At 68.5% G+C, this 20,249-nt stretch carries 20 protein-coding genes; 11 read left to right on the top strand and 9 right to left on the bottom strand.

The window, feature by feature from the left end; all coding sequences use genetic code 11:
* Positions 1–40: 40 nt before the first annotated feature.
* From F3H57_RS09440 to F3H57_RS09410, 7 genes are all read left to right on the top strand, one after another.
* Complete coding sequence (locus F3H57_RS09440; RefSeq protein ID WP_149755655.1) at positions 41–931, top strand: YicC/YloC family endoribonuclease; 891 nt, start codon at positions 41–43, stop codon at positions 929–931.
* Between the two features lie 5 nt (positions 932–936).
* Positions 937–1,581 carry a guanylate kinase gene (gene gmk / locus F3H57_RS09435; RefSeq protein WP_149755654.1) on the top strand — a complete coding sequence of 215 codons (645 nt, stop codon included), beginning with the start codon at positions 937–939 and terminating at the stop codon, positions 1,579–1,581.
* The gene (locus F3H57_RS09430; protein WP_149755653.1) at positions 1,578–2,099 is read left to right on the top strand and encodes a gamma carbonic anhydrase family protein; all 522 of its coding nucleotides are present in this window, start codon (positions 1,578–1,580) and stop codon (positions 2,097–2,099) included. Before gmk ends, F3H57_RS09430 begins: the two co-directional genes overlap by 4 nt.
* Before the next feature lie 50 nt (positions 2,100–2,149).
* Positions 2,150–3,349, top strand: coding sequence for a trans-sulfuration enzyme family protein (locus F3H57_RS09425; protein ID WP_149755652.1), 1,200 nt, complete (start codon positions 2,150–2,152; stop codon positions 3,347–3,349).
* Complete coding sequence (locus F3H57_RS09420) at positions 3,349–4,386, top strand: ATP-binding protein (RefSeq protein ID WP_149755651.1); 1,038 nt, start codon at positions 3,349–3,351, stop codon at positions 4,384–4,386. The genes F3H57_RS09425 and F3H57_RS09420 overlap by 1 nt, the downstream gene beginning before the upstream one ends.
* A gap of 78 nt (positions 4,387–4,464) precedes the next feature.
* Positions 4,465–5,934: a leucyl aminopeptidase gene (locus tag F3H57_RS09415; RefSeq protein WP_149755650.1), complete on the top strand. Its 1,470-nt coding sequence runs from the start codon at positions 4,465–4,467 to the stop codon at positions 5,932–5,934.
* 1 nt (position 5,935) lies between these two features.
* A complete protein-coding gene (locus F3H57_RS09410) occupies positions 5,936–6,394 on the top strand; it encodes a DNA polymerase III subunit chi (RefSeq protein WP_149755649.1) in 459 nt (152 codons plus the stop codon).
* A 308-nt stretch (positions 6,395–6,702) separates the two neighbouring features.
* Here F3H57_RS09410 and F3H57_RS09405 read toward each other — a convergent pair whose 3' ends face one another.
* The 3 genes from F3H57_RS09405 to tkt all read right to left on the bottom strand — a co-directional run bounded on the left by F3H57_RS09405 (position 6,703) and on the right by tkt (position 10,841).
* Positions 6,703–7,905, bottom strand: a complete 1,203-nt coding sequence (locus F3H57_RS09405) for a PQQ-dependent sugar dehydrogenase (protein ID WP_149755648.1) — start codon at positions 7,903–7,905, stop codon at positions 6,703–6,705.
* A 96-nt stretch (positions 7,906–8,001) separates the two neighbouring features.
* On the bottom strand, positions 8,002–8,811 hold the full coding sequence (locus tag F3H57_RS09400) for a hypothetical protein (RefSeq protein ID WP_149755647.1): 810 nt from the start codon (positions 8,809–8,811) through the stop codon (positions 8,002–8,004).
* Positions 8,812–8,825: 14 nt separating this feature from the next.
* Entirely contained in the window at positions 8,826–10,841 is a 2,016-nt protein-coding gene (gene tkt / locus F3H57_RS09395) for a transketolase (RefSeq protein ID WP_149755646.1), read from the bottom strand.
* A gap of 192 nt (positions 10,842–11,033) precedes the next feature.
* Here tkt and F3H57_RS09390 point away from each other — a divergent pair, with 192 nt between their 5' ends.
* Complete coding sequence (locus F3H57_RS09390) at positions 11,034–11,537, top strand: hypothetical protein (protein ID WP_149755645.1); 504 nt, start codon at positions 11,034–11,036, stop codon at positions 11,535–11,537.
* Positions 11,537–11,950 (top strand): cell division protein ZapA, encoded by a 414-nt coding sequence (locus tag F3H57_RS09385; protein WP_149755644.1) that lies wholly within the window; start codon positions 11,537–11,539, stop codon positions 11,948–11,950. The genes F3H57_RS09390 and F3H57_RS09385 overlap by 1 nt, the downstream gene beginning before the upstream one ends.
* A 37-nt stretch (positions 11,951–11,987) precedes the next feature.
* On the opposite strand, the gene F3H57_RS09380 is transcribed toward F3H57_RS09385, so the two are convergent.
* The 6 genes from F3H57_RS09380 to F3H57_RS09355 form a co-directional block, all read right to left on the bottom strand.
* On the bottom strand, positions 11,988–13,859 hold the full coding sequence (locus F3H57_RS09380; protein ID WP_149755643.1) for a DUF1217 domain-containing protein: 1,872 nt from the start codon (positions 13,857–13,859) through the stop codon (positions 11,988–11,990).
* Positions 13,860–13,932: 73 nt separating this feature from the next.
* Positions 13,933–14,304, bottom strand: a complete 372-nt coding sequence (gene grxD, locus F3H57_RS09375; RefSeq protein WP_149755642.1) for a Grx4 family monothiol glutaredoxin — start codon at positions 14,302–14,304, stop codon at positions 13,933–13,935.
* A 49-nt stretch (positions 14,305–14,353) separates the two neighbouring features.
* On the bottom strand, positions 14,354–14,596 hold the full coding sequence (locus F3H57_RS09370; protein ID WP_149755641.1) for a BolA/IbaG family iron-sulfur metabolism protein: 243 nt from the start codon (positions 14,594–14,596) through the stop codon (positions 14,354–14,356).
* An 84-nt stretch (positions 14,597–14,680) separates the two neighbouring features.
* A complete protein-coding gene (gene xth, locus F3H57_RS09365) occupies positions 14,681–15,490 on the bottom strand; it encodes an exodeoxyribonuclease III (RefSeq protein WP_149755640.1) in 810 nt (269 codons plus the stop codon).
* A complete protein-coding gene (locus F3H57_RS09360) occupies positions 15,487–16,494 on the bottom strand; it encodes a hypothetical protein (RefSeq protein ID WP_149755639.1) in 1,008 nt (335 codons plus the stop codon). Before F3H57_RS09360 ends, xth begins: the two co-directional genes overlap by 4 nt.
* Before the next feature lie 102 nt (positions 16,495–16,596).
* Positions 16,597–16,920 (bottom strand): HesB/IscA family protein, encoded by a 324-nt coding sequence (locus F3H57_RS09355; RefSeq protein ID WP_149755638.1) that lies wholly within the window; start codon positions 16,918–16,920, stop codon positions 16,597–16,599.
* A gap of 109 nt (positions 16,921–17,029) precedes the next feature.
* Here F3H57_RS09355 and F3H57_RS09350 point away from each other — a divergent pair, with 109 nt between their 5' ends.
* Entirely contained in the window at positions 17,030–18,190 is a 1,161-nt protein-coding gene (locus F3H57_RS09350; RefSeq protein ID WP_149755637.1) for a deoxyguanosinetriphosphate triphosphohydrolase, read from the top strand.
* A 229-nt stretch (positions 18,191–18,419) separates the two neighbouring features.
* Positions 18,420–20,234, top strand: a complete 1,815-nt coding sequence (locus tag F3H57_RS09345; protein ID WP_149755636.1) for a cation:proton antiporter — start codon at positions 18,420–18,422, stop codon at positions 20,232–20,234.
* Positions 20,235–20,249 lie beyond the last annotated feature (15 nt).

Below are 20,249 nucleotides of genomic sequence, written 5' to 3'. Positions count from 1 at the left end.
TCGCGTACCCCGCGCACGGAACACAAAGACGGGGGCGGGCATGGTGCAATCGATGACGGGCTTTGCCAGCGCGCAAGGCGCCGATGCGCATGCCGCCTGGGCCTGGGAGATCCGCAGCGTCAACGGCAAGGGCGTCGATGTCCGGTTGCGGCTGCCCGACTGGATCGAGGGACTCGAGCCTGACGTGCGCGCCGCGTTTCAGGGGCGGATCGCGCGCGGGTCGGTCACCGTGTCGCTCAAGGTCACGACCAAGGAGGGCAGCGGCGCTGCGACCCTCGATCCCGAGGCGCTGGACGCGGTGCTGGATGCGATGGCGCGTATCGAGGCGGAGGCGATGGCGCGCGGGATCTCTCTCGCACCCTCGACGGCCGCCGAGATCGTCGGCCTCCGCGGGATGCTGACCTCGGGGCAGGAAGCGCCGGACACCGCCACGCTGCGCGAGGCGGTGATGGCGGACCTGCCGCCGCTGGTGGAGGCGTTCGTGGCGATGCGCGCCGAGGAGGGCGCCGCCATCGCGGCGCTGCTCGATGCGCAGCTGGCGGAAATCGCGGCGCTGGTGGAGACCGCGCGCGCCGCCGCCATCGCTCGCGAGGGAGAACAGCGCGAGCGTCTGCGCCAGCAGCTTGAGCGGGTGACGCAGAACGCCGACGGCGCCGACCCTGACCGCGTTGCGCAGGAACTGGCGCTGATCGTCGTGAAATCCGACATCACCGAGGAGATCGACCGGCTGACCGCCCATGTGGACGCCGCCCGGCGCCTTCTGGCGGAGGACGGGCCGGTGGGCCGCAAGCTCGATTTCCTGATGCAGGAGTTCAACCGGGAGGCCAACACGCTGTGTTCAAAGGCCGGTTCGGCGCCGCTGACCGAGGCCGGACTCGGGCTGAAGACGGTCATCGACCGGATGCGCGAGCAGGTCCAGAACGTGGAGTGAGGCAGATGGAAACGCGGCGCGGATTGCTCATCATCCTGTCTTCGCCCTCGGGCGCGGGCAAATCGACGCTGGCGCGGCGGCTTCGCGCCTGGGATCCGAAAATCGTCTTCTCGGTTTCGGCCACCACGCGGGAGGCGCGGACCGGGGAAGTCGACGGCGCGGATTACCACTTCCTGCCGGAATCGGAGTTCAAGAAGAGCGTCGCGAATGGCGGGATGCTCGAACACGCCCATGTCTTCGGCAACTTCTACGGCTCGCCCAAGGCGCCGGTGCGAGAGGCGATCGACGACGGCTGCGATGTACTCTTCGACATCGACTGGCAGGGCGCGCAGCAGATCCGCAACTCGGAACTCGGATTGCACACGCTGTCGATTTTCCTGCTGCCGCCGTCCATCGCGGAGCTGAAGCGCCGGCTGGAGGCGCGGGGCCAGGACGCCGAGGAGGTGATTTCGCGCCGGATGCAGAAAAGCTGGGACGAGATCAGCCACTGGGACGGCTACGATTTCGTGCTGGTGAACCAGGACCTCGACGAGACCGAGGAAAAGCTCAAATCCATCGTAACCGCGGCGCGGCTGCGACGCAGCCAGCAGCCGGGCCTGACCGCACATGTGCGCCGGCTGCAATCGGAATTCGAGGAGGGACAGGCATGACGCTTTATGCGCTGGGGGACGACAGGCCGGTTGTGGCGGCGGATGCCTGGGTGGCGCCCGATGCGAACGTGATCGGAAAGATCGTGCTGGAGGCACGAACCTCGGTCTGGTTCGGAGTCACCCTGCGCGGCGACAACGAGACGATCCTCGTGGGCGAGGGCAGCAACCTTCAGGAAAACGTCGTCTGCCACACCGACATGGGCTTTCCGCTGACCATCGGGCCGAACTGCACGATCGGCCACAAGGCGATGCTGCACGGCTGCACGCTCGGGGAGAATACGCTCATCGGCATGGGCGCGATGGTGCTCAATGGCGCCAAGGTCGGCAGAAACTGCCTGATCGGTGCCGGCGCGCTGGTGACCGAGGGCAAGGAGATCCCGGACGGATCGCTCGTCATGGGCATGCCCGGCAAGGTGGTGCGGCAGCTTGACGAAGCGGCGATCCAGCGCCAGCGCGCCACCGCGCTACACTACCAGGAGAACGCCGAGCGCTATCGCGGCGGATTTCGGCCGCTGTGATGCGCCTGCGGCGTTGTGTTCGGTAGCATGTAACGGATGGAGATGTGGCGATGGCCGATGAGAAGGCGCCCCTGGTGAAATCCTCGCTCCTGCGGCCCGCCGGGCCGCACAAGGGCGCCTCGCAGCCGGTAGTGACGCCGATCATGCCGTCGGTGGTCTATGCCAGCGAGACGCCCGACGCGCTCGATGCGCAATACGAGGGGCGGGCAGAGGGCCACACCTATGCGCGCGAGGGACATCCCAACGCCGACGTGCTGGCCCGGCGCATCGACGCGTTGGAGGGGGTGAGCGGCGGTCTGGTGACCGGCTCGGGCATGGCGGCGGTGACGGCGGCGCTTCTTGGATTGTGCGGCAGCGGCGATCACGTTGTCGGGGGCGACCAGCTCTACGGCCGGTCGCTGCGGATGATGCGCGATGACCTGCCGCGCTTCGGGATAGACACAACGCTGGCCGACCCCACCGACGTCGCGGCGGTCGAGGCCGCGCTGCGCCCCGAGACACGGATGGTGCTGATCGAGGTCGTCTCGAACCCGACGCTGCGCATCGCCGATATCGAAGGCATCGCGGAGCTGTGCCGCGCACGCGGTATCCTGCTTGCGGTCGACAACACGTTCACCACGCCCGCCGCGGTGAAGCCCGCCGAATTTGGCGCGGATATCGTGATCCACTCCGTGACGAAGCTGCTGGCCGGCCATTCGGACGTCACGCTCGGCTGGCTCTGGGCGCGCGACGAGGACCGTCGCAAGGCGATCCGCGATTTCGCCGTGACCAGCGGCCTGACGCCAAGTCCGTTCGATTGCTGGCTGGCGGAGCGCGGACTACTGACCTTCGCGCTGCGCTACGCGGCGGCGCAGGACAACGCGGAAGCGCTGGCCCGGCATCTCGCCGGGAAGGACGGGTTGCGCCGGGTGCTCTACCCGACGCGCAGCGACCATCCAGACGCGGCACGCGCGCAGGCGGTGCTGCGCGGGCAGGGCGGGCACATGGTCACCTTCGAACTGGACGGCGGGCGCGAGGCGGCGAACGCCTTCACCGCCGGGGCCGAGGGGCTCGCCTTCGCACCGACGCTGGGGGACGTGGCGACCACGCTGTCGCATCCGGCCTCCTCCTCCCACCGGGCGCTCGGTGCGGAGGCACGGGCGGCCATCGGCATCTCGGAAGGCACGTTCCGCGTGTCCGTCGGGCTTGAGGAGCGCGCGGCGCTGCTGGACGCGATCGACCGGGGTCTCGACGCGGCGGCCAGGGCCTGATGGCCGCACCGCCGGGGAGCGTCGTCGCGGCGATCCCGATGCCGGCACTGATGATCGGCGCGGATGAGCGCATCGTCGCGGCCAACCAGGAGGCGCTGACACTTCTTGGGAGTGCCATCGAGGGGCGCCACTTCATCACCGCGATGCGCCAGCCCCAGACGCTGGACGCGGTGGAAAACGCGTTCCGCAGCGGCACCCCGGGCGAGGCCGTTTATCTCTCGAACGACGGGCGGCAGGACACCAGTTTCCGCGTCACAGCGCGGCCGGTGTCGGAGGGCGGGCTATCCGGCGTGATCGTCTGTTTCGAGGACGAGACGCACCGCGCCCATGCCGAGCAGATGCGCCGCGACTTCGTCGCCAATGTCAGCCACGAGCTGAAGACGCCGTTGACCGCGCTGATCGGCTTCATCGACACGTTGCGCGGGCCGGCACGGGCCGACGCGGCGGCGCGCGACCGCTTCCTCGGTATCATGGAATCGGAGGCCAACCGGATGAACCGGCTGGTCCGGGATCTTCTGTCGCTCAGCCGCGTGGAGGCCGAGGAGCGCGTGCGTCCGACCGAGCGGATCGACCTTGTCGCCCTCATCCGGGAGACGGCGCGGTCGCTGCAGCCGCTGGCGCAGGAGACCGGCGTGGAGGTGACCACCGAACTGCCCGCCGGGACGACCGATATCCTCGGCGACACGGATCAGCTTCGGCAGGTGCTCGTGAACCTTGTGGAGAACGCGGTGAAATATGCCGGGGCCGGGGCGGTGGTGCGGGTGTCGTTGACCGGTCCGGCCTACGAGCCGCGGGTGCGGGGGTACGGCGTGCGGATCCGGGTGACGGATACCGGGCCGGGGATCGACCCGGTGCATATCCCGCGCCTGACCGAACGGTTCTATCGCATCGACACCCACCGCTCGCGCGAACGCGGGGGCACCGGGCTGGGCCTTGCCATCGTCAAGCACATCGTCAACCGCCATCGTGGCCGGCTATTCGTCGAAAGCACACTGGGCGAGGGGACGGAGTTCACGGTGGTCCTGCCGGCGGGCTGACCGGCCTCCCCGCTCTGGCCATCGCCCCCCGAAGCCGCTAGGCCTGTGCGCCAGATGGACCGATCAAGGAGCCCCCGGATGACCGATCTTCGCGACTGCACCTTCCAGGCGACCGACCTCGACGCGCTGGCCGAGGCCCCGGGCCGCATCGCGGTGCTGATCCCGGCGGACGGCACGATGAGCCCCGGGGCGCGGCGGCTCAACCGCCTGACCAAGGGCGCCGTCGCGCGCGCCGTGGAGTCGGAGGGCTGGCAGAAGCTCGGCGCGGGCGACCGCATGTCGCTCGGCTTTCCGGCGGGGCTTTCGGCCGAGGGCGTGGACCTTGTCTGCCTTTCGCGCCGCCCCTCGCTGGCCGAGGCGCGCAAGGCCGGGGCGAGCATCGCCAAGGCCGCCGGTAGCGCGCCGGTGACGCTCCTGACCGAGAGCGTAAAGCACGCGCACGAGGTTGTGCTGGGGCTGATCCTGCGCTCCTACAAGTTCACCGCGCGCAAGTCCGAACCGGCGGAAACGCCCGGCGCGGTGACGGTCCACGCCTCCAAGCCCGATGAGGTGGAAGCCGCCTTCGCCGCATCCCGGGCCGTGGCCGAGGGCGTCGCCTTCACCCGCGACCTGGTGAGCGAGCCGGCCAACGTGCTGTCGACGACGGAATTCGCCGACCGGCTGGTGGCGCTCGGCGATCTCGGGCTCGAGATCGAGGTGCTGGAGGAAGACGAGATGGAGCGGCTCGGCATGGGCGCGTTCCTCGCCGTCTCGCACGGGTCGGAGACGCCGGCCAAGCTGGTGGTGATGAAGTGGATGAAGGGCAGCGACGAGCCGCCGCTGGCACTGGTCGGCAAGGGCGTTGTGTTCGACACCGGCGGCATCTCCATCAAGCCGAGCCAGGGCATGGAATCGATGACCATGGACATGGGCGGCGCGGGCACCGTCGCGGGCACGATGATGGCGCTGGCCAAGCGCGGCGCCAAGGCGAATGTCGTCGGTCTCGTCGGCCTTGTGGAGAACATGCCGGACGGGCGCGCCTACCGGCCGGGCGACGTGCTGACCTCCATGAAGGGCGACACGGTGGAGGTGATCTCCACCGACGCCGAGGGGCGGCTCGTGCTGGCGGACGTGCTGTGGTACGCGCAGGAGACATACAAGCCGGCCGGGGTGATCGACCTCGCCACGCTGACCGGGGCCTGCGTGATCGCGCTCGGCCACGAGAACGCGGCCTATTATTCCACCCACGAAGATTTCGGGAAGCGCTTCGCCAAGGCGGCGGAAGCCGAGGGCGAGGGCGCCTGGCAGATGCCGTTCGGCAAGGGCTACTTCGAGCAGATCAAGTCGGACGTCGCGGACATCAAGAACGCCGGCGGCCGGCCGGCGGGGTCGATCACAGCGGCGGAGTTCCTGAAGGTCTTCGTCAAGGACGAGGTGCCGTGGATTCACATCGACATCGCCGGCGTCGCCACTGTCGCCAAGGAGACCGCACTGGCCCCCAAGGGCGCGACCGGCTGGGGGGTGATGGCGCTCGACCGGCTGGTGCGGGACGCCTACGAGACGGAGTGAGATGGGCGCGGCCTATTTCTATCACCTGACGCGCCGGCCGCTCGAAGTCACGCTGCCGGTGCTTCTGGACAAGGCGCTCGGCGCCGGCTGGCGGGTGGCGGTGCGCGGCACGCGCCGCGACCGGCTGGAATGGCTCGACGAGAAGCTGTGGCTCGGGCCCGAGGACGGGTTCCTGCCGCACGGGCTTGCCGGCGGGCCGCACGACGCGGCGCAACCGGTGCTTCTGACCGACCGGGCCGAGGCGCCGAACGGCGCGCGCTGCGTCATGGCCATCGACGGCGCCGAGGTGGCGGCGGACGAGGTGCGGGTGCTGGAGCGTGTGTGCATCCTCTTCGACGGAGCGGACGCGGCGGCGGTGCAGGAAGCGCGAGGCCAGTGGAAGGCGCTGACCGGCGCGGGCTGCGCGGCGCAATACTGGTCCGAGGAGTCGGGACGGTGGGAGAAGAAGGCGGAGGCGTGAGGGGCGCGCTCTGCCTGCCATCTTACGTCAGATCAGCGAGATCCAACCCGCCCGAATAGCACCGAAGGTGCCGGGCGCGCGCCGGACCGGCCCTCCGGTCTGGCGCGATGTCACCCTTGTGCAGCGTTCGTATTGCGGAGGAATGTGGCCGGGATAAAGAGCGGACCTCAGATGTCGTGGCGCCAGCCCCCGGTCCGCCGCGCGCCCGGCACCTTCGGTGGCTCTTTGGAGGGTCGGTCGATCAAGGGCCGGCAATAGAACCGGGCAGGCCACAGGCCCGCCCCATTCTCAAACCTTCGACGTGCCGGTCAGCTTCCGCTCGCAGGCAGGATTTTTACGATCTCGCCATCCTCGAAATCGGTGATCGCGAGGAGGCCGCCGTCATCGTCCACCGTTACGTCGCGCACCCGGCCGAGGTCCATCTGCAGGCGCTCCTCCGCCACGACGGTGCCGCCGTCGAGTTCCAGCCGGACGATGCCGCCGGGGCTGAGCGAGCCGATGAAAAGATCGCCCTGCCAGTCGCTGAAGGCCGAACCGTCGTACATCGTCATGCCGCCGGGCGCGATCACCGGATCCCAGAAATAGACCGGCTGCTCCATGCCCTCCTGCTGCGCGATACCCTCGCCGACCTCGCTGCCGTTGTAGTTCTGCCCGTAGGAGATCACCGGCCAGCCATAGTTGAGGCCCGGCTCCACCGCGTTGAGTTCGTCACCTCCTGCGGGGCCATGCTCGATCACCCAAAGATCGCCGTCCTGCACCATCGCGCCCTGCGGGTTGCGGTGGCCATAGGACCAGATCGACGGTACCGCGCCCTCCTCGCCGACGAAGGGGTTGTCCTGCGGCACCTCGCCGTCGAGCGTCAGGCGGATGGTCTTGCCGTAGGTCTTGTCGAGATCCTGCGCGAAGACGCGGGTCTCGGGCGAGGAATGCTCGCCCGTCGTGATGTAGACATGGCCGTTACCGTCGAAATCCACCCGGCTGCCGAAATGCATCGGCACCGTGGAGCCCGGCTCCTGCACGAAGATCTCGGTCACGTCCTCGAGCGCGGTCATGTCCTCGCTGAGCGTGGCATAGGCGGCGGCAGTGGCCGAGAGGCCGTCGCCGACGGGTTTGGCATAGCTCAGGTAGATCCGGCGGCTGTCTTCGAAATCGGGGGCAAGCGCGACGTCAAGGAGCCCCCCCTGGCGCTGGTTCAGCACCTCGGGCACGCCGGAAATCGGGTCCGACACGATGCCGTCCCGCGACACCGTGCGGAGGCGGCCCGGGCGTTCCGTCACGAGATAACCCTGTTCGCCGGGCAGTACCTCGATGCCCCAGGGGTGGACGAGCCCGCCCGCGATCACCGTGGTGTCGAGCGTGATGTCGGTGGTCTCGAGCGGTGCGCGGAACTGATCTTCGGAGGCGGGCTCAAGGTCGGTGTTGCGCGGCCCGCGCTCGAACTCCTGCGCGGCGACGGGGCCGGCCGCGAGGCAGAGGGCGAGGGGGGCGCTTAGGGCGGTGAGATGGCGCATCGTGTCGTCTCCCTTCCAATGGTCGCGAGACGAGATAGGGCGCAGTGGCGTCGATGGCGATCACAACACGGTCAGAGACTCCGCGCCTGGCCGCTCTCACGAGTTGTCTACGAAGGTCATGCCCCGCTTGGGTTCGGTCTTCTTGTAGCCAGCGTTCGACAAGGTCTTCGCGATCGCTTCGTGATCGCCCTCCAGACCGAGCGTCTCGCTCAGGTCGCGCACGAAGGCCATCGGGCGGCGACGCACGATGTCCATGTCGCAGATGATCGACGGCACATTCTTCTGGCGGATCAGGAATTGCAGCGCCGGCACCCAGCGCAGGGCGGCATGGGTGATCTGTTCGATCCCGCCAGTATCGGTTTCCGAGCGCCGGACCATGGACTTGCCGGTGCCAACGGGATTGCGGACACAGAGCATCACGACCGGATTGCGCAGAAGCTGGACCAGCTCTTCGACATGATCGACGGCATGCGGGATCTTGAAGCCCCATCTTTCGTATGTCGCGTTCCGCTCCGCCACCAGTCTGGCGAAGTCCGGACGGCCCGACAGCGGACCCCACATGTACTGACGCGGCGGCATCGCTTCGCGCATGTCCACGTCTTCGAAGTTCAGGTGCTGGAGCCGCTCCCCGAGGAAGTACCCCTGTTCGAACAGCGTGTAGGCCGCGACGGAGGTCATGCCGCGCGCGGCGCCGCAGCAGATCAGCGTCTCCGAGCCGAGCGTCTCTTCCAGGAGTTTCGGGTTCACCACCAGGGAGACGCGCTTGAAGACGAATTCGGCATCGGTCCCGGTGGCATGCGGGTCGTGCAGGACATGAGACCGCGGCCCGCGGTCGCCGCCGAGTCGGCGTCGCAGCGTCCGCGCGCCTGCAATCAGGCGCGCGGGAAGGGACGGAAAGGAGCTCATTCGAGATCCGCCGGTCAGAGCAGCGATTTGACGCGCTCGGCCACCGCTTCGGCGGTGATGCCGAAATGGCCGAAGAGCTCTTCGGCCGGCGCGGAGGCGCCGAAGCCCTCCATGCCGACGAAAGCCGCTCTCTGCGCCTTGCCGCGTTCGCCGCAGAGCCAGCGGTCCCAGCCCATGCCGCAGGCGGCTTCCACGCCAACGCGCACCGGCCCGGCGGGAAGAACGCGCTTGCGATAAGCCTCGTCCTGCTGTGCGAAAAGTTCCCAGCAGGGCATGGAGACGACGCGCGTGCCGATCCCCTCGGCCTCGAGCGCCTCGCGCGCGTCGAGTGCGACGGAGACTTCGGAGCCGGTGGCCAGGATGATCGCCTGTCGCTTTCCGGTTGCGTCCGCAAGAACATAGGCGCCCTGTGCGGAGAGGTTTTTGGTCTTGTGATCGGTCCGCACGGTCGGCAGGCCCTGGCGCGTCAAGGACAGAACCGACGGCGTGCTCGTCTGGGTCAGCGCGATTTCCCAGGCCTCGGCCGTCTCCACGGTGTCGGCCGGGCGGAAGACCAGCGTGTTGGGCGTCGCGCGGCTGATCGCCAGATGCTCGATCGGCTGGTGCGTCGGGCCGTCCTCCCCGAGGCCGATGCTGTCATGGGTCATCACGAAGACGGTCGGCACCTGCTGGAGCGCGGCCAGGCGCATCGCGGGCCGGGCGTAGTCGGTGAAGCACATGAACGTGCCGCCATACGGGCGGATGCCGCCGTGCAGCGCCATGCCGTTCATCGCCGCGGCCATACCGTGTTCGCGGATGCCGTAATAGACGTAGCGGCCCTTGCGCTCCTCGATGTCGAAAACGCCCAGATCGGCGGTCTTGGTGTTGTTCGACCCCGTCAGGTCGGCCGAGCCGCCCAGCGTCTCGGGCATGACCGGGTTCACCACTTCGAGTACGTTCTCGGAGGCTTTGCGCGTGGCGACCTTGGGCGCGGTCTCGGAGGTCTGCTTCTTCAGCGCCTTGATGGTTGCCGAGAGCTTCTTCGGCGCTTCGCCGGCGAAGCTGCGGCGGAACTCCGCCTGACGTGAAGCCGAAGCGGCGGCAAGCCGCTCTTCCCAGGCCTCGCGCTCCCCCGCGCCGCGGCGGCCGAAGGCTTCCCATGTCTCTTTGATCTCTTGCGGGATCTCGAAGGGGCCGTAGCTCCAGCCGTAGAGCTCCTTGGCGTCGAGGAGCTGCTGGCCGTCGGTCAGGGCGCCGTGGCCCTTGGACGTGTCCTGCGCCGCATGGCCAAGCGCGATGTGCGTCTCGCAGGCGATCATCGACGGGCGCGGATCCTTCTTCGCCGCCTCGATGGCGGCGTCGATGGCGGCCGGGTCGTGGCCGTCGATTTCCTGCACGTGCCAGCCGGCGGCCTCGAAGCGCTTGGGCTGGTCGGTGCGGTCGGCGATATCGAGGGCGCCGTCGATGGTGATGCTGTTGTTGTCCCAGAAAGCGATCAGGCGGCCAAGCTGCTGACGCCCCGCAAGGGTGATCGCCTCCTGGCTCACACCCTCCATCAGGCAGCCGTCGCCGGCGATGACGTAGGTATGATGATCCATCAGCTTCTTGCCGAAGCGCGCGCGCAGGCTCTCCTCGGCGATGGCGAAGCCGACGGACATGGCGAGGCCCTGCCCGAGCGGGCCTGTCGTCGTCTCGATCCCCTGGGCGAGGAAATTCTCGGGGTGACCGGCGGTGCGCGAGCCGAGCTGGCGGAAATTGCGGATCTCGTCCAGCGTGATCTCCGGATCGCCCGAGAGGTACAGCAACGAGTAGAGCAGCATGGAGCCGTGGCCCGCCGACAGGATGAAGCGATCGCGGTCGGGCCAGTTGGGGTGCGCGGCGTCGAAGCGCAGGTGCTTCGACCACAGCACGGTGGCAACGTCGGCCATGCCCATCGGCATGCCCGAATGCCCCGACTTCGCCGCGGCGACGGCGTCGAGCGTCAGCGTTCGGATGGCCGCGGCGGTCATCCAGTGGTCGGGGTCGCGGCTGCGGAGCGTCTCGATATCCACCTCGGGCAGTCCTTTTCACGAGAAAACGGCGTCGGCTCCGCTCATATCAAGCCATGGGCGAAGATCAAGCACGGCCCGCAAGGCCTTGACAGCCCGGCACCGTGGCCCTTGCATTGGTCGGCAATTGGCGGCAGCGCGCCGGTGCGGTACGATTCGTGCGGCGGGCAACCAGACCAGAGAGGCAGCAGAGCGATGAACGAGATAGACGAGCTCCAGAGCCGGATCACGGCCGCGCTCGACCGGATCCGGATGGGAGTCGACCGGCTCGGCCTCCCTGCGGAGGCCACCGGCGCGGGTCCCGAGGAGGTCGCCGCGCTGCAGCAGGCGCTGGAGGAGGAACGGCTCGCCAATGCCCAACTGGAGGAACGCGTGCACGGCATCCGCGACAAGCAGGAGCGGCAGGTCTCCGAGTTGCGCGAGCAGGTCGCGGCGAGCCGCGAGGCGCTGGCGCAGCTCGACGGGGAACTGGGGCGTCTGCGGCAGGCCAACGAGGTGCTGTCGGCCACCATCGAGGAATTGACGACGACGGCGATGGCGGAAGGCGGAGGCGATCCTCACCTGGTGAATCAGGCGATGCGGGCGGAGCTGGAGGCGCTCCGTGCCGCCCGGGCCACCGACAAGGCCGAGAGCGCCGCGCTTGTCGCCACGCTGCAACCGCTTCTGGCGGATGCGGCCGAAAAGGAGGAGGAGGCGTGATGCCCGAGGTCGAGATTTCCATCGGCGGGCGCAGCTTCACCGTCGCCTGCCAGGAGGGCGAGGAGGAGTACCTCCACACCGCGGCGGCGATGCTGCACACCGAGGCGCAGGTGCTGGTGGACCAGCTGGGCCGCGTGCCGGAAGCGCGGATGCTGCTGATGGCGGGGCTGATGCTTGCCGACAAGACCGCCGGCATGGAGGAACGTGCGGAGGCGGCGGAGGCGAAGGTCGCCGCGCTGAACGCCGAACTCGTGGCGCTGAAGGACGCGCCGGCCCCCGCGCCGCCGCCGCCAGAAAGGATCGAGGTGCCGGTGCTGCCCGCGGGCGTGACCGACACGCTGGCCGAGCTTGCGGCGCGAGCCGAGGCGCTGGCCGCGGATGTGGAGGACAAGGCGGTGGAGCGCGAGGGCTGAGCGCCGATGGCGCGCCACGGCCGAGCTGTGATCGCGCTCAGATGATCCGGCCGGCCGAGCCGGACAGCAGCATCATCACCGGATTGGCGGCGGCAGCGTTGTCGGTGGCGGCTGTTGACACGGCTGTCAGGTAGCGCTGGCGCAGCGTGTCGATCGTGTCGGACGAGACCAGGTCCGCCAGTCGGGACGTGCCGAACTGGCGTGCAGAGCGCTCCTTGAGATCCCCCAATTGCCGGTCGAGGTCGAGCGCGGCGAAGCTCTGCGGCAGGCCGAAAGTGGTCTCGAATGCCGCACGCAGCGGCTTGGACGCCATCACCGCGTACCAGCGCGCGTCGTTGGTGGACACGCGCGAGACGACATCCGCCAGTTCGCGTTCGAGTGACATCGCAATGCGCAGCTCGGGATCGATCTCGCCCACCGAAATCTCGAACTGGCGTTCCAGATAGGCCTCCGTGATCGCTTCGCCGAAGCCGGGAGGATAGGTGCGGCCCGCAGGTTCGGGCTGGAAATTCATCGCGTCGTAGAGCGCGCGGTAGCGCGGATCGTCGGTGAATTCGATCCCCGCATTCTGCCCGCCTTCGTAGGAACGCAGCACGATCTGCGCGAACCGCGCCTCCGAGGCCCCCTGCGGCAGCCCGAAGAAGTTGGTGGTCGCCAGCATCAGTCGCGCGTCCTTGAAGAGCCCGTCGACATCGGCCGCCTGCCGCGTGGCCTTTTGCGTCGCGGTGATGAGGTTCCCGATTCGCTCCTGCGCTTCCGCGCGCGGGGTGCCGGCGGCGATCTCGGCGAAGCCGAACGCCTCGGCGATGGCGCGGTAGCGCGGATCCTCCTGCTGGTTCGCCACCGAAGCGGGGTCCGTCAGATCGCTGTCGAGGACCTGCTCGAATAGGTCCAGATCGACGTCCTGTAGCCCGAAGACGTCGAACACGGACTGCAGGAGCGCCTCGTCCGAGAGCAGCGCCTCTGCGGTTGTCAGCGTGTCGAGTTTGCCCGAGACTGCCTCCGCGAAGCCGTAGACGGAGGCGCTGGCGGCGGCGCGGGCCTCGAAATCGAAGGCGGCGGCGAGATCGCGCCAGGCCGGATCGCCCATCCGGTTGGCAAGGGAGGCCGGGTCGTCCAGATCGCTGTTCAGTACGTCGCGCAGCACGAAGCGATTGTCGATCTGGTCCTCCAGCCCGAAGACCCGCAGGGTGCTGCGCAGAAGCCCCCGGTCGGATAGAAGATCGTCGGCGGAGCCGAGGCCCTGCAGCTTGCTGGCCACCTCGTCGCTCACGCGGGCGACAAGGTCTGCGGATATCGCGCTGTGCTTGCCCTGGAACGCGCGGGCCAGCGAGACGTAGCGCAGATCGCCCAGACGGTTCACCAGGGAATTCGCGTCGTCCGGGTCGGACGTCAGTACCTTTTGCAGGAAGACCTTGCGCGAAGCGTCGCCTTCGAGGTCGAAGGCCTTCAACGTCCGGGCCAGGAGCGCGTCGTCGGCCAGGAGGGCCGCCGCGCTCGGCACCGATTTCAGCGCGGCCCGGACGTCTTCGGCGGCACTGCTTCCGGGCAGCCGCGCGCCGCCCTGGCCGCCGAAGTTGAACGCTTTGGCCAGTGCGAGGTAGCGCTTGTCCGCCAGACGGTTGGCGAGCGACGTCGGATCGCCGATATCGGAGTCCAGCACCTTCTGCAGGAACACGCGGTTGTCGATGTCCTCGCCCAGACCGAAGGCGCCGAGGGCGACGCGGAGAAGTTCCCTGTCGGCGAGAAGATCGTCCGACGTTTCGACGCTGCCGATACGGGACTCGAACGCCTGCATATCGCGCGCGAGACGGGGCGAGCGCGCGAAGGTGTCGAGCTGCGTCTCGCGGGTGCGTTCCAGAAAACTGTAGCCGACAAGCCCGCCGCCGACGATTGATGGTGTAAACACGGCTGCGCCCTCCAGACCCCCGCCATGACGATTGGCGAGAGCCTAGGGGCAAAAACTGAACGCTTTGTTACCGTCAGCCGTTGGCTTCGCGGATCTTCTCTGCGGCGTCCTTGTCGTAAGCCACGCCGTTCTGGTCGAAGACCTGGTCGAGCTCGCCCGACAGCGTCATCTCGGTGATGATGTCGCAGCCGCCGACGAATTCGCCCTTCACGTAGAGCTGCGGGATCGTCGGCCAGTCGGAATAGTCCTTGATGCCCTGACGAATTTCCTCGTCGGCGAGCACGTTCACGTCGGTGAATTCCACGCCCATGTAGTTCAGGACGCCCGCCACGCGGCTGGAGAAGCCGCATTGCGGCATCGTCTTGGTACCCTTCATGTAGAGAACGACGTCGTTCGCCTTGACGGTCTCCGCGATGCGGGTCTGTGCGTCGGTGGTGGTGGTCATTTCGTCCAACCTTTCGGTCTATGGGGCGCCGGCACTGGCCGGCGCGCGATCATTCCGGCACCTTGGTGGTCAGCGCCAGCGCATGCAACTCGCCGTTGGCACCGTCCATCTTGCCCTTGAGGGCAGCATAGACCGCCCGTTGCTGCTGCACCCGGTTCTGGCCGCGGAAGCTTTCGTCGATCACCTCGGCGGCGTAGTGATTGCCGTCCCCGGCAAGGTCGGTGATCGTGACCTTTGCGTCCGGAAACGCCTCCCGGATCAGCGCCTCGATCTCGTTTGCCTCGATGGCCATGTCGTCTCCCGGCTGGATGCTGCTCTGACATCGGAATGTAGGCCAGCCCAAATCCGCGCACAAGGGACGGGCGGGCGGCGGCGGTCAGGCGGCGAGGTCGACCCAGACCGGCACGTGGTCGGACGGCTTCTCGCGGTCGCGTTCGTCGCGGTCGATGCCGGCATCGGTCAACAGGTCGGCCGCCTCGGGCGTCAGCAGGACATGGTCGATGCGGATGCCGTTGTTCCGCTCCCACGACCGCGCCTGATAGTCCCAGAAGGTGTAATGCCCCGGGCCGGGCTGGCGCGTGCCGATCGCCTCGGTGAAACCGAGGTTGAGCACCCGGCGGAAGGCCGCGCGGCTGTCGAGCAGAAACAGCGCGTCGCGCACCCATTCCTTCGGGTTGGCGGCGTCCTCTTCCTGCGGGATGACGTTGTAGTCTCCGGCCATGAGCGCCGGCATTTCCGCGGCGCGCAGGTCACGGGCGCGCGCCTCCAGCCGCGCCATCCAAGACAGCTTGTAGCCGTACTTGCCGGTCGCCTCGGGCCGGCCCGCCGCATCGAAGCTCACCGGGTTGCCGTTCGGCAGATAGAGGCCGCAGACCCGCACCGACCGGTGCTTTCCGGTGACGGTCGCCTCGATCCAGCGGGCGTGGTCGTCGTCCTCGTCACCCGGCAGGCCGCGCGCGACATCGCCCATCGGTAGCTTCGACAGGATGGCGACGCCGTTGAAGCTCTTCTGGCCGTGCGTCTCGACGGCGTAGCCGCGTGCCTCGATCTCCGCGGCCGGGAAATTCTCGTCGAGCGACTTGATCTCCTGCAGGACGACAACGTCGGGCGCGGCGCGGTCCAGCCAGTCGATGAGAGCAGCGAGGCGGGCCTTGATGCCGTTGATGTTGAAGGTCGCGACTTTCATGGCTGGATCCGTTTCAGATTGGCGCCCGGGACCTTCCCGTTGCGGATCATGCGCATCATGGCGTCATGCCGCAAGGAGCCATGGGTGAAGATCGCGCCGAGCACTTCCAGCGCCTTGTCGGAATACTTGGGCACCCGGCCGACCACATGCGGGATCATGAAGAAGGGCAGGGCGTTCTTGTCGCTCCGCGTTTCCCAGAAATAGCGTTCCTGGTTCTGGGTCAGCACCACGTCGGGGCGTACCATGTCGACGATTTCGCGGTGCATGAAGCGCGCGCGGCAATGCACGGTCACCTCGAAAATCCGGCCAAGGATCGGCAGCATGATCTGGGTGGAGCTGGTGCCGAAGACCAGCAGCGTCTGCCGGACCAGCGGATCGGAATTGACCACCGCCCGTACGGTGCCTTCGTTGCCGGCCGGTTCAAGACCGTTGTGATACTGCGTCGTGGCGTGGTTCGGCGGCATGAAGGACGCCATTTCGGACCGGGCCGGTTTGAGCTTCAGGCCCAGATCGCCATTGTAGGAGCGTTCGACCAGTTCCTCGCGCCATCCGCCAACCGTCGGGGCATGCTCGGCAAGGCCGATCTCGCACAGGAACGCTTCGGCGACCTTGAGCTGTCCGATCGTGTTCCAGTGGCTGTCGGTGACGAAGTAGTCCTCGCGCCCAAGATAGGGCGCCGGCCAGATGAAGGGCGTGTCGAGTTCTTCGCGTACCGCGGCACCGATGGAATAGAGGTTCCGCACCGGGTGGTCTTCGGCCATCACCACCTGTTTGTCGGGCGACAGAAGATGCGCGTAACGGACCCGGCGCTCGTCGCAATAGGCGCGCCGCTCTTCCAGGTTGCGGGCGAAGGCATCGCGTTCCAGAGGCTTCAGAGGACGCTTGCCCTGCGCCTGGTCGTAGAGCTTGTGGCCGCCCTGGTGGATGAAGAGCGTCCCGTTACGTCCTATGAGAACGTCATTTTCGACTTCCGGACGAAATTTGGCACCCAGCTTTGAGAACATCGCCCACGGCCTTCCCTGATCGTCGCAGCCACAGAATCGGCCGCCTCCGGCCGCTTTAGCCGGTCGCGCTGCCGATTGCACCCGGGCCGCGTGCGGCCGGTGCTACATCGCGAAACTGGTGCCGCAGCCGCACGAGCTGGCGACGTTGGGGTTCTCGATCACGAAGCGCGCGCCGATCAGTTCCTCGGTGAAGTCGATCACGGCGTTCTCGAGGAAGGGCAGGGAGATCTCGTCGACCACGACCTTCTGGCCCTGGCCCTCGAGCACCAGATCGCCATCCTCGGGCGCGTCGAGCTTGATGTCGTACTGGAAGCCCGAGCAGCCGCCACCCTCGACGGCCACGCGCAGCGCGTGCCCCTCCTTCGAGGCGCCGATCTCGGCGAGGCGGGCAAAGGCGCGATCGGTGACTTTCGGCGGCAGGTGCATCTGGCGGCTCCTCTTCTCGGGCGGCGCGGTTTCCTTCCCGCGACGCTTGAAATATATGGGCTTCGCGAGCCGGTCTCAAGGACGCCTGACAGGAGCAACGATCCCCGACATGCGTGCGCCCTTCGCCTGCGATCCCGCCCGGTCCCGCGGCCGCCTGCACCCGGAAGAAGAGAGCGCCTTCCGCTCCTGTTTCCAGCGCGACCGCGACCGGATCATCCACGCCTCGGCCTTTCGACGGCTCAAGCACAAGACGCAGGTCTTCGTGGAGCACGAGGGCGATTTCTACCGCACCCGGCTGACCCATTCCATCGAGGTGGCGCAGGTGGCGCGCACGATATCGAACGCGCTCGATCTCGACACCGACCTGACCGAGGCGGTGGCGCTGGCGCACGACCTCGGCCACACGCCGTTCGGCCATACCGGGGAGGACGCGCTCGACGCGCTGATGGCGCCCTACGGGGGGTTCGACCACAACGCGCAGACGATCCGCATCGTTACCGCGCTGGAGCGGCACTACGCGGAATTCGACGGGCTGAACCTGACCTGGGAGACGCTGGAGGGCATCGCCAAGCACAACGGGCCGGTGACCGGTGATCTGCCCTACGCGCTGGCCGAATACGACGCGGTTCACCCGCTGGAGTTGCCCACTCATGCCGGTGCAGAGGCGCAGGTTGCGGCACTGGCCGACGACATCGCCTACAACAACCACGACCTGCATGACGGGCTGCGCGCGCGGCTCTTCACCGAGGCGGACATCGCGGCGCTGCCGGTCGTCGGCGCGGCCTATGCGGAAGTCGACCGGCTCTATCCCGGGCTCGAGGCCGCGCGCCGGCGCCACGAGGCGCTGCGACGGGTGTTCGGCGCCATGGTCGCCGACGTGATCGGGACGGCCTCGGCGCGGCTGGCGGAGGCGGCGCCAGAGTGTCCGGAGGCGGTGCGCCGGCTCGGGGCGCCGGTGATCGCCTTCTCGGCGGAGATGCACGCGGCGATCCAGGAGATACGGGCGTTCCTCTTCGAGCGGATGTATCGCGCGTCGTCGGTGATGGAGCAGCGCATGCGCGTCACCGCGGCGGTCAACGACCTCTTTCCGATCTACCTGGAGCGGCCGGAGCTTATGCCGGGCCGCTGGCAGCCGCAGATCGCCGCGGCCTCGGGCCCTGCGGCGCTTGCGCGGCTGGTGGCGGACTATATCGCGGGCATGACCGACCGATACGCGCTGCAGAGTCATGCGCGGCTGACCGGGGTCGACGTGATGACCGACGCGACCTGAGCCGCCCGCCGGTGCGTGTGGCAGATTGCGGGAGCGAGGGGCCAGCCCCTCGCGCTCCCCGGGATATTTATGGGCAGATGAAGCCAGGGGTGCGTCTGCCCGGCGTGGGACGCGCGGGCGGAGAGGCAGGCGGCGCGGCCCGGGGGGTATGAGGGCGAGGCATATAAGTCTCGCAATCCTGCCCCGGCGGGCTAGACCGCAGGTCCGGGACATCTGAGGGAGATTCAACATGGCGACCGGAACCGAGGGCGGACTGGCGCCGCTCCTGGGCTTTGCGCTTGTCGGCGGGCTCGGCGTCGGGGCGCAGTGGCTGGCCTGGCGGCTCCGGATGCCGGCGATCGTGCTGATGCTGGCGGCGGGGCTCGCGGTCGGGCCGGGGCTGGGGCTGCTCGATCCGGGGCGGGATTTCGGCGACCTGTTGCAGCCGATGGTGGCGATCGCGGTGGCGATCATCCTGTTCGAGGGCGGGCTCAGCCTCAACGTGCACAGCCTGTCCGATGCGGCGGCGGGGGTGCGGCGGCTGGTGGTGCTGGGGGCGCCGCTGGGCTGGCTTGCCTCGGCGGCGGCGCTGCACTGGGGCGCCGGGCTGAGCTGGGAGACCTCGGCGGTCTTCGGCGGCATCATGATCGTCACCGGGCCGACGGTGATCGCGCCGCTTCTGCGGCAGGCCCGGCTGCGGCGGCGGCCGGCGGCGCTGCTGCAATGGGAGGCGATCGTCAACGATCCGGTGGGCGCGCTGGCCGCGGTGCTCGCCTTCGAGGTGGTGCTGGTGCTGCGCACCGCGACCGGCGTTGGCGAGGCGGTGGTCGACCTGGCGCTCGGCATCGCGGTCGCCTCGGCGCTTGGCCTCGCGGCCGGTTGGGCGCTGGCGCGCGGCTTCGCGCGGGGACGCGTTCCCGAATACATGAAGGTGCCGGTGCTCTTCGCCTCTGTGCTCGGGGTCTTCGCGCTATCGGACTTCGTGCTGCACGAGTCGGGGCTTCTGGCGGTGACGCTCATGGGCCTGTGGATCGCGAACGTAGAGCTGCCGTCCTACGTGGAACTGCGCCGCTTCAAGGAACACGCGACCGTGCTGCTGGTGTCGGGCGTGTTCATCCTGCTGGCTGCCGACATGGACCGCGCGACGCTCGCCGCGCTCGACCTGCAGGCCCTTCTCTTCGTGCTGGTCGTGGTGCTTGTGGCGCGACCGGTGGCGGTCCTGCTGTCGCTCGCCGGGTCGGACGTGCCCTGGCCGGAGCGGCTGCTGGTCGCCTTCACCGGCCCCCGCGGCGTGGTGCTGGTCGCCGTCGCCGGGCTCTTCGGTGCGCGGCTGGCGGAGATCGGCGTGGCGGACGGCGCCGCGATGGCGCCGCTTGCCTTCGCGCTGGTGGGGGCGACCGTCGTCCTGCACGGCTTCACGCTGGCGCCGCTGGCGCGGTTGCTGGGGCTGACCGCGGCAGACCGGCCGGGCGTGCTGATCGTCGGCGGCGGGCCCTGGTCGGTGGCGCTGGCCGAAGCGCTGGCCAAGCTCGACCTGCCGGTGATGATCGCCGATCCCAACCATGCGCGCCTGCGCGCCGCCCGGGAGGCCGGGATCGACACGTTCTTCGGCGACGTGCTGTCCGAGGGCGCCGAACACCGGCTCGACCTCGTGCGCTACGAGCAGATCGTCGCGGCCACCGACAACGACGCCTACAACACGTTGGTCACCACCGACCTCGCGCCCGAATTCGGCCGCGAGAAGGTGTTCCAGCTGCGCCGGTCGCAGGACGCCTCGCGCCGGCACGCGCTGCCGGCAACATTGGGCGGGCGGGCGATCGGCGCGGACGAGACCTTGGAGGACGCGCAGGCCCGGCTGCGCGAGGGGTGGGAGTTCCGGGTGACCACGCTGACCGAGGAATTCGACCTCGCCGCCTGGCGCGGCAAGAATCCCGACGCGATCCCGGTCGCGACCCTGGACGAGGCCGGGGAGCTGCGGTTTCTCGGGCCGGAGGACGCCCCGCAGGAATCGGACACGCGCCTGATGTCGCTGTCGCCGCAGCGCGAGGAGCGGCGCGGCGCGTGACTGGATCGCCTTGCG

The organism is Roseivivax sediminis, from assembly GCF_900112685.1.
Classification (GTDB): domain Bacteria; phylum Pseudomonadota; class Alphaproteobacteria; order Rhodobacterales; family Rhodobacteraceae; genus Roseivivax; species Roseivivax sediminis.
Note: the sequence above shows the minus strand (reverse complement) of the source record. Positions and strands in the feature narration are given on the sequence as shown.

Coding starts and splice junctions, on each gene's coding strand:
- F3H57_RS09440 (WP_149755655.1), top strand. CDS start 41: ATGGTGCAATCGATGACGGGCTTTGCCAGCGCGCAAGGCGCCGATGCG.
- gmk (WP_149755654.1), top strand. CDS start 937: ATGGAAACGCGGCGCGGATTGCTCATCATCCTGTCTTCGCCCTCGGGC.
- F3H57_RS09430 (WP_149755653.1), top strand. CDS start 1,578: ATGACGCTTTATGCGCTGGGGGACGACAGGCCGGTTGTGGCGGCGGAT.
- F3H57_RS09425 (WP_149755652.1), top strand. CDS start 2,150: ATGGCCGATGAGAAGGCGCCCCTGGTGAAATCCTCGCTCCTGCGGCCC.
- F3H57_RS09420 (WP_149755651.1), top strand. CDS start 3,349: ATGGCCGCACCGCCGGGGAGCGTCGTCGCGGCGATCCCGATGCCGGCA.
- F3H57_RS09415 (WP_149755650.1), top strand. CDS start 4,465: ATGACCGATCTTCGCGACTGCACCTTCCAGGCGACCGACCTCGACGCG.
- F3H57_RS09410 (WP_149755649.1), top strand. CDS start 5,936: ATGGGCGCGGCCTATTTCTATCACCTGACGCGCCGGCCGCTCGAAGTC.
- F3H57_RS09405 (WP_149755648.1), bottom strand. CDS start 7,905: ATGCGCCATCTCACCGCCCTAAGCGCCCCCCTCGCCCTCTGCCTCGCG.
- F3H57_RS09400 (WP_149755647.1), bottom strand. CDS start 8,811: ATGAGCTCCTTTCCGTCCCTTCCCGCGCGCCTGATTGCAGGCGCGCGG.
- F3H57_RS09390 (WP_149755645.1), top strand. CDS start 11,034: ATGAACGAGATAGACGAGCTCCAGAGCCGGATCACGGCCGCGCTCGAC.
- F3H57_RS09385 (WP_149755644.1), top strand. CDS start 11,537: ATGCCCGAGGTCGAGATTTCCATCGGCGGGCGCAGCTTCACCGTCGCC.
- grxD (WP_149755642.1), bottom strand. CDS start 14,304: ATGACCACCACCACCGACGCACAGACCCGCATCGCGGAGACCGTCAAG.
- F3H57_RS09370 (WP_149755641.1), bottom strand. CDS start 14,596: ATGGCCATCGAGGCAAACGAGATCGAGGCGCTGATCCGGGAGGCGTTT.
- xth (WP_149755640.1), bottom strand. CDS start 15,490: ATGAAAGTCGCGACCTTCAACATCAACGGCATCAAGGCCCGCCTCGCT.
- F3H57_RS09360 (WP_149755639.1), bottom strand. CDS start 16,494: ATGTTCTCAAAGCTGGGTGCCAAATTTCGTCCGGAAGTCGAAAATGAC.
- F3H57_RS09355 (WP_149755638.1), bottom strand. CDS start 16,920: ATGCACCTGCCGCCGAAAGTCACCGATCGCGCCTTTGCCCGCCTCGCC.
- F3H57_RS09350 (WP_149755637.1), top strand. CDS start 17,030: ATGCGTGCGCCCTTCGCCTGCGATCCCGCCCGGTCCCGCGGCCGCCTG.
- F3H57_RS09345 (WP_149755636.1), top strand. CDS start 18,420: ATGGCGACCGGAACCGAGGGCGGACTGGCGCCGCTCCTGGGCTTTGCG.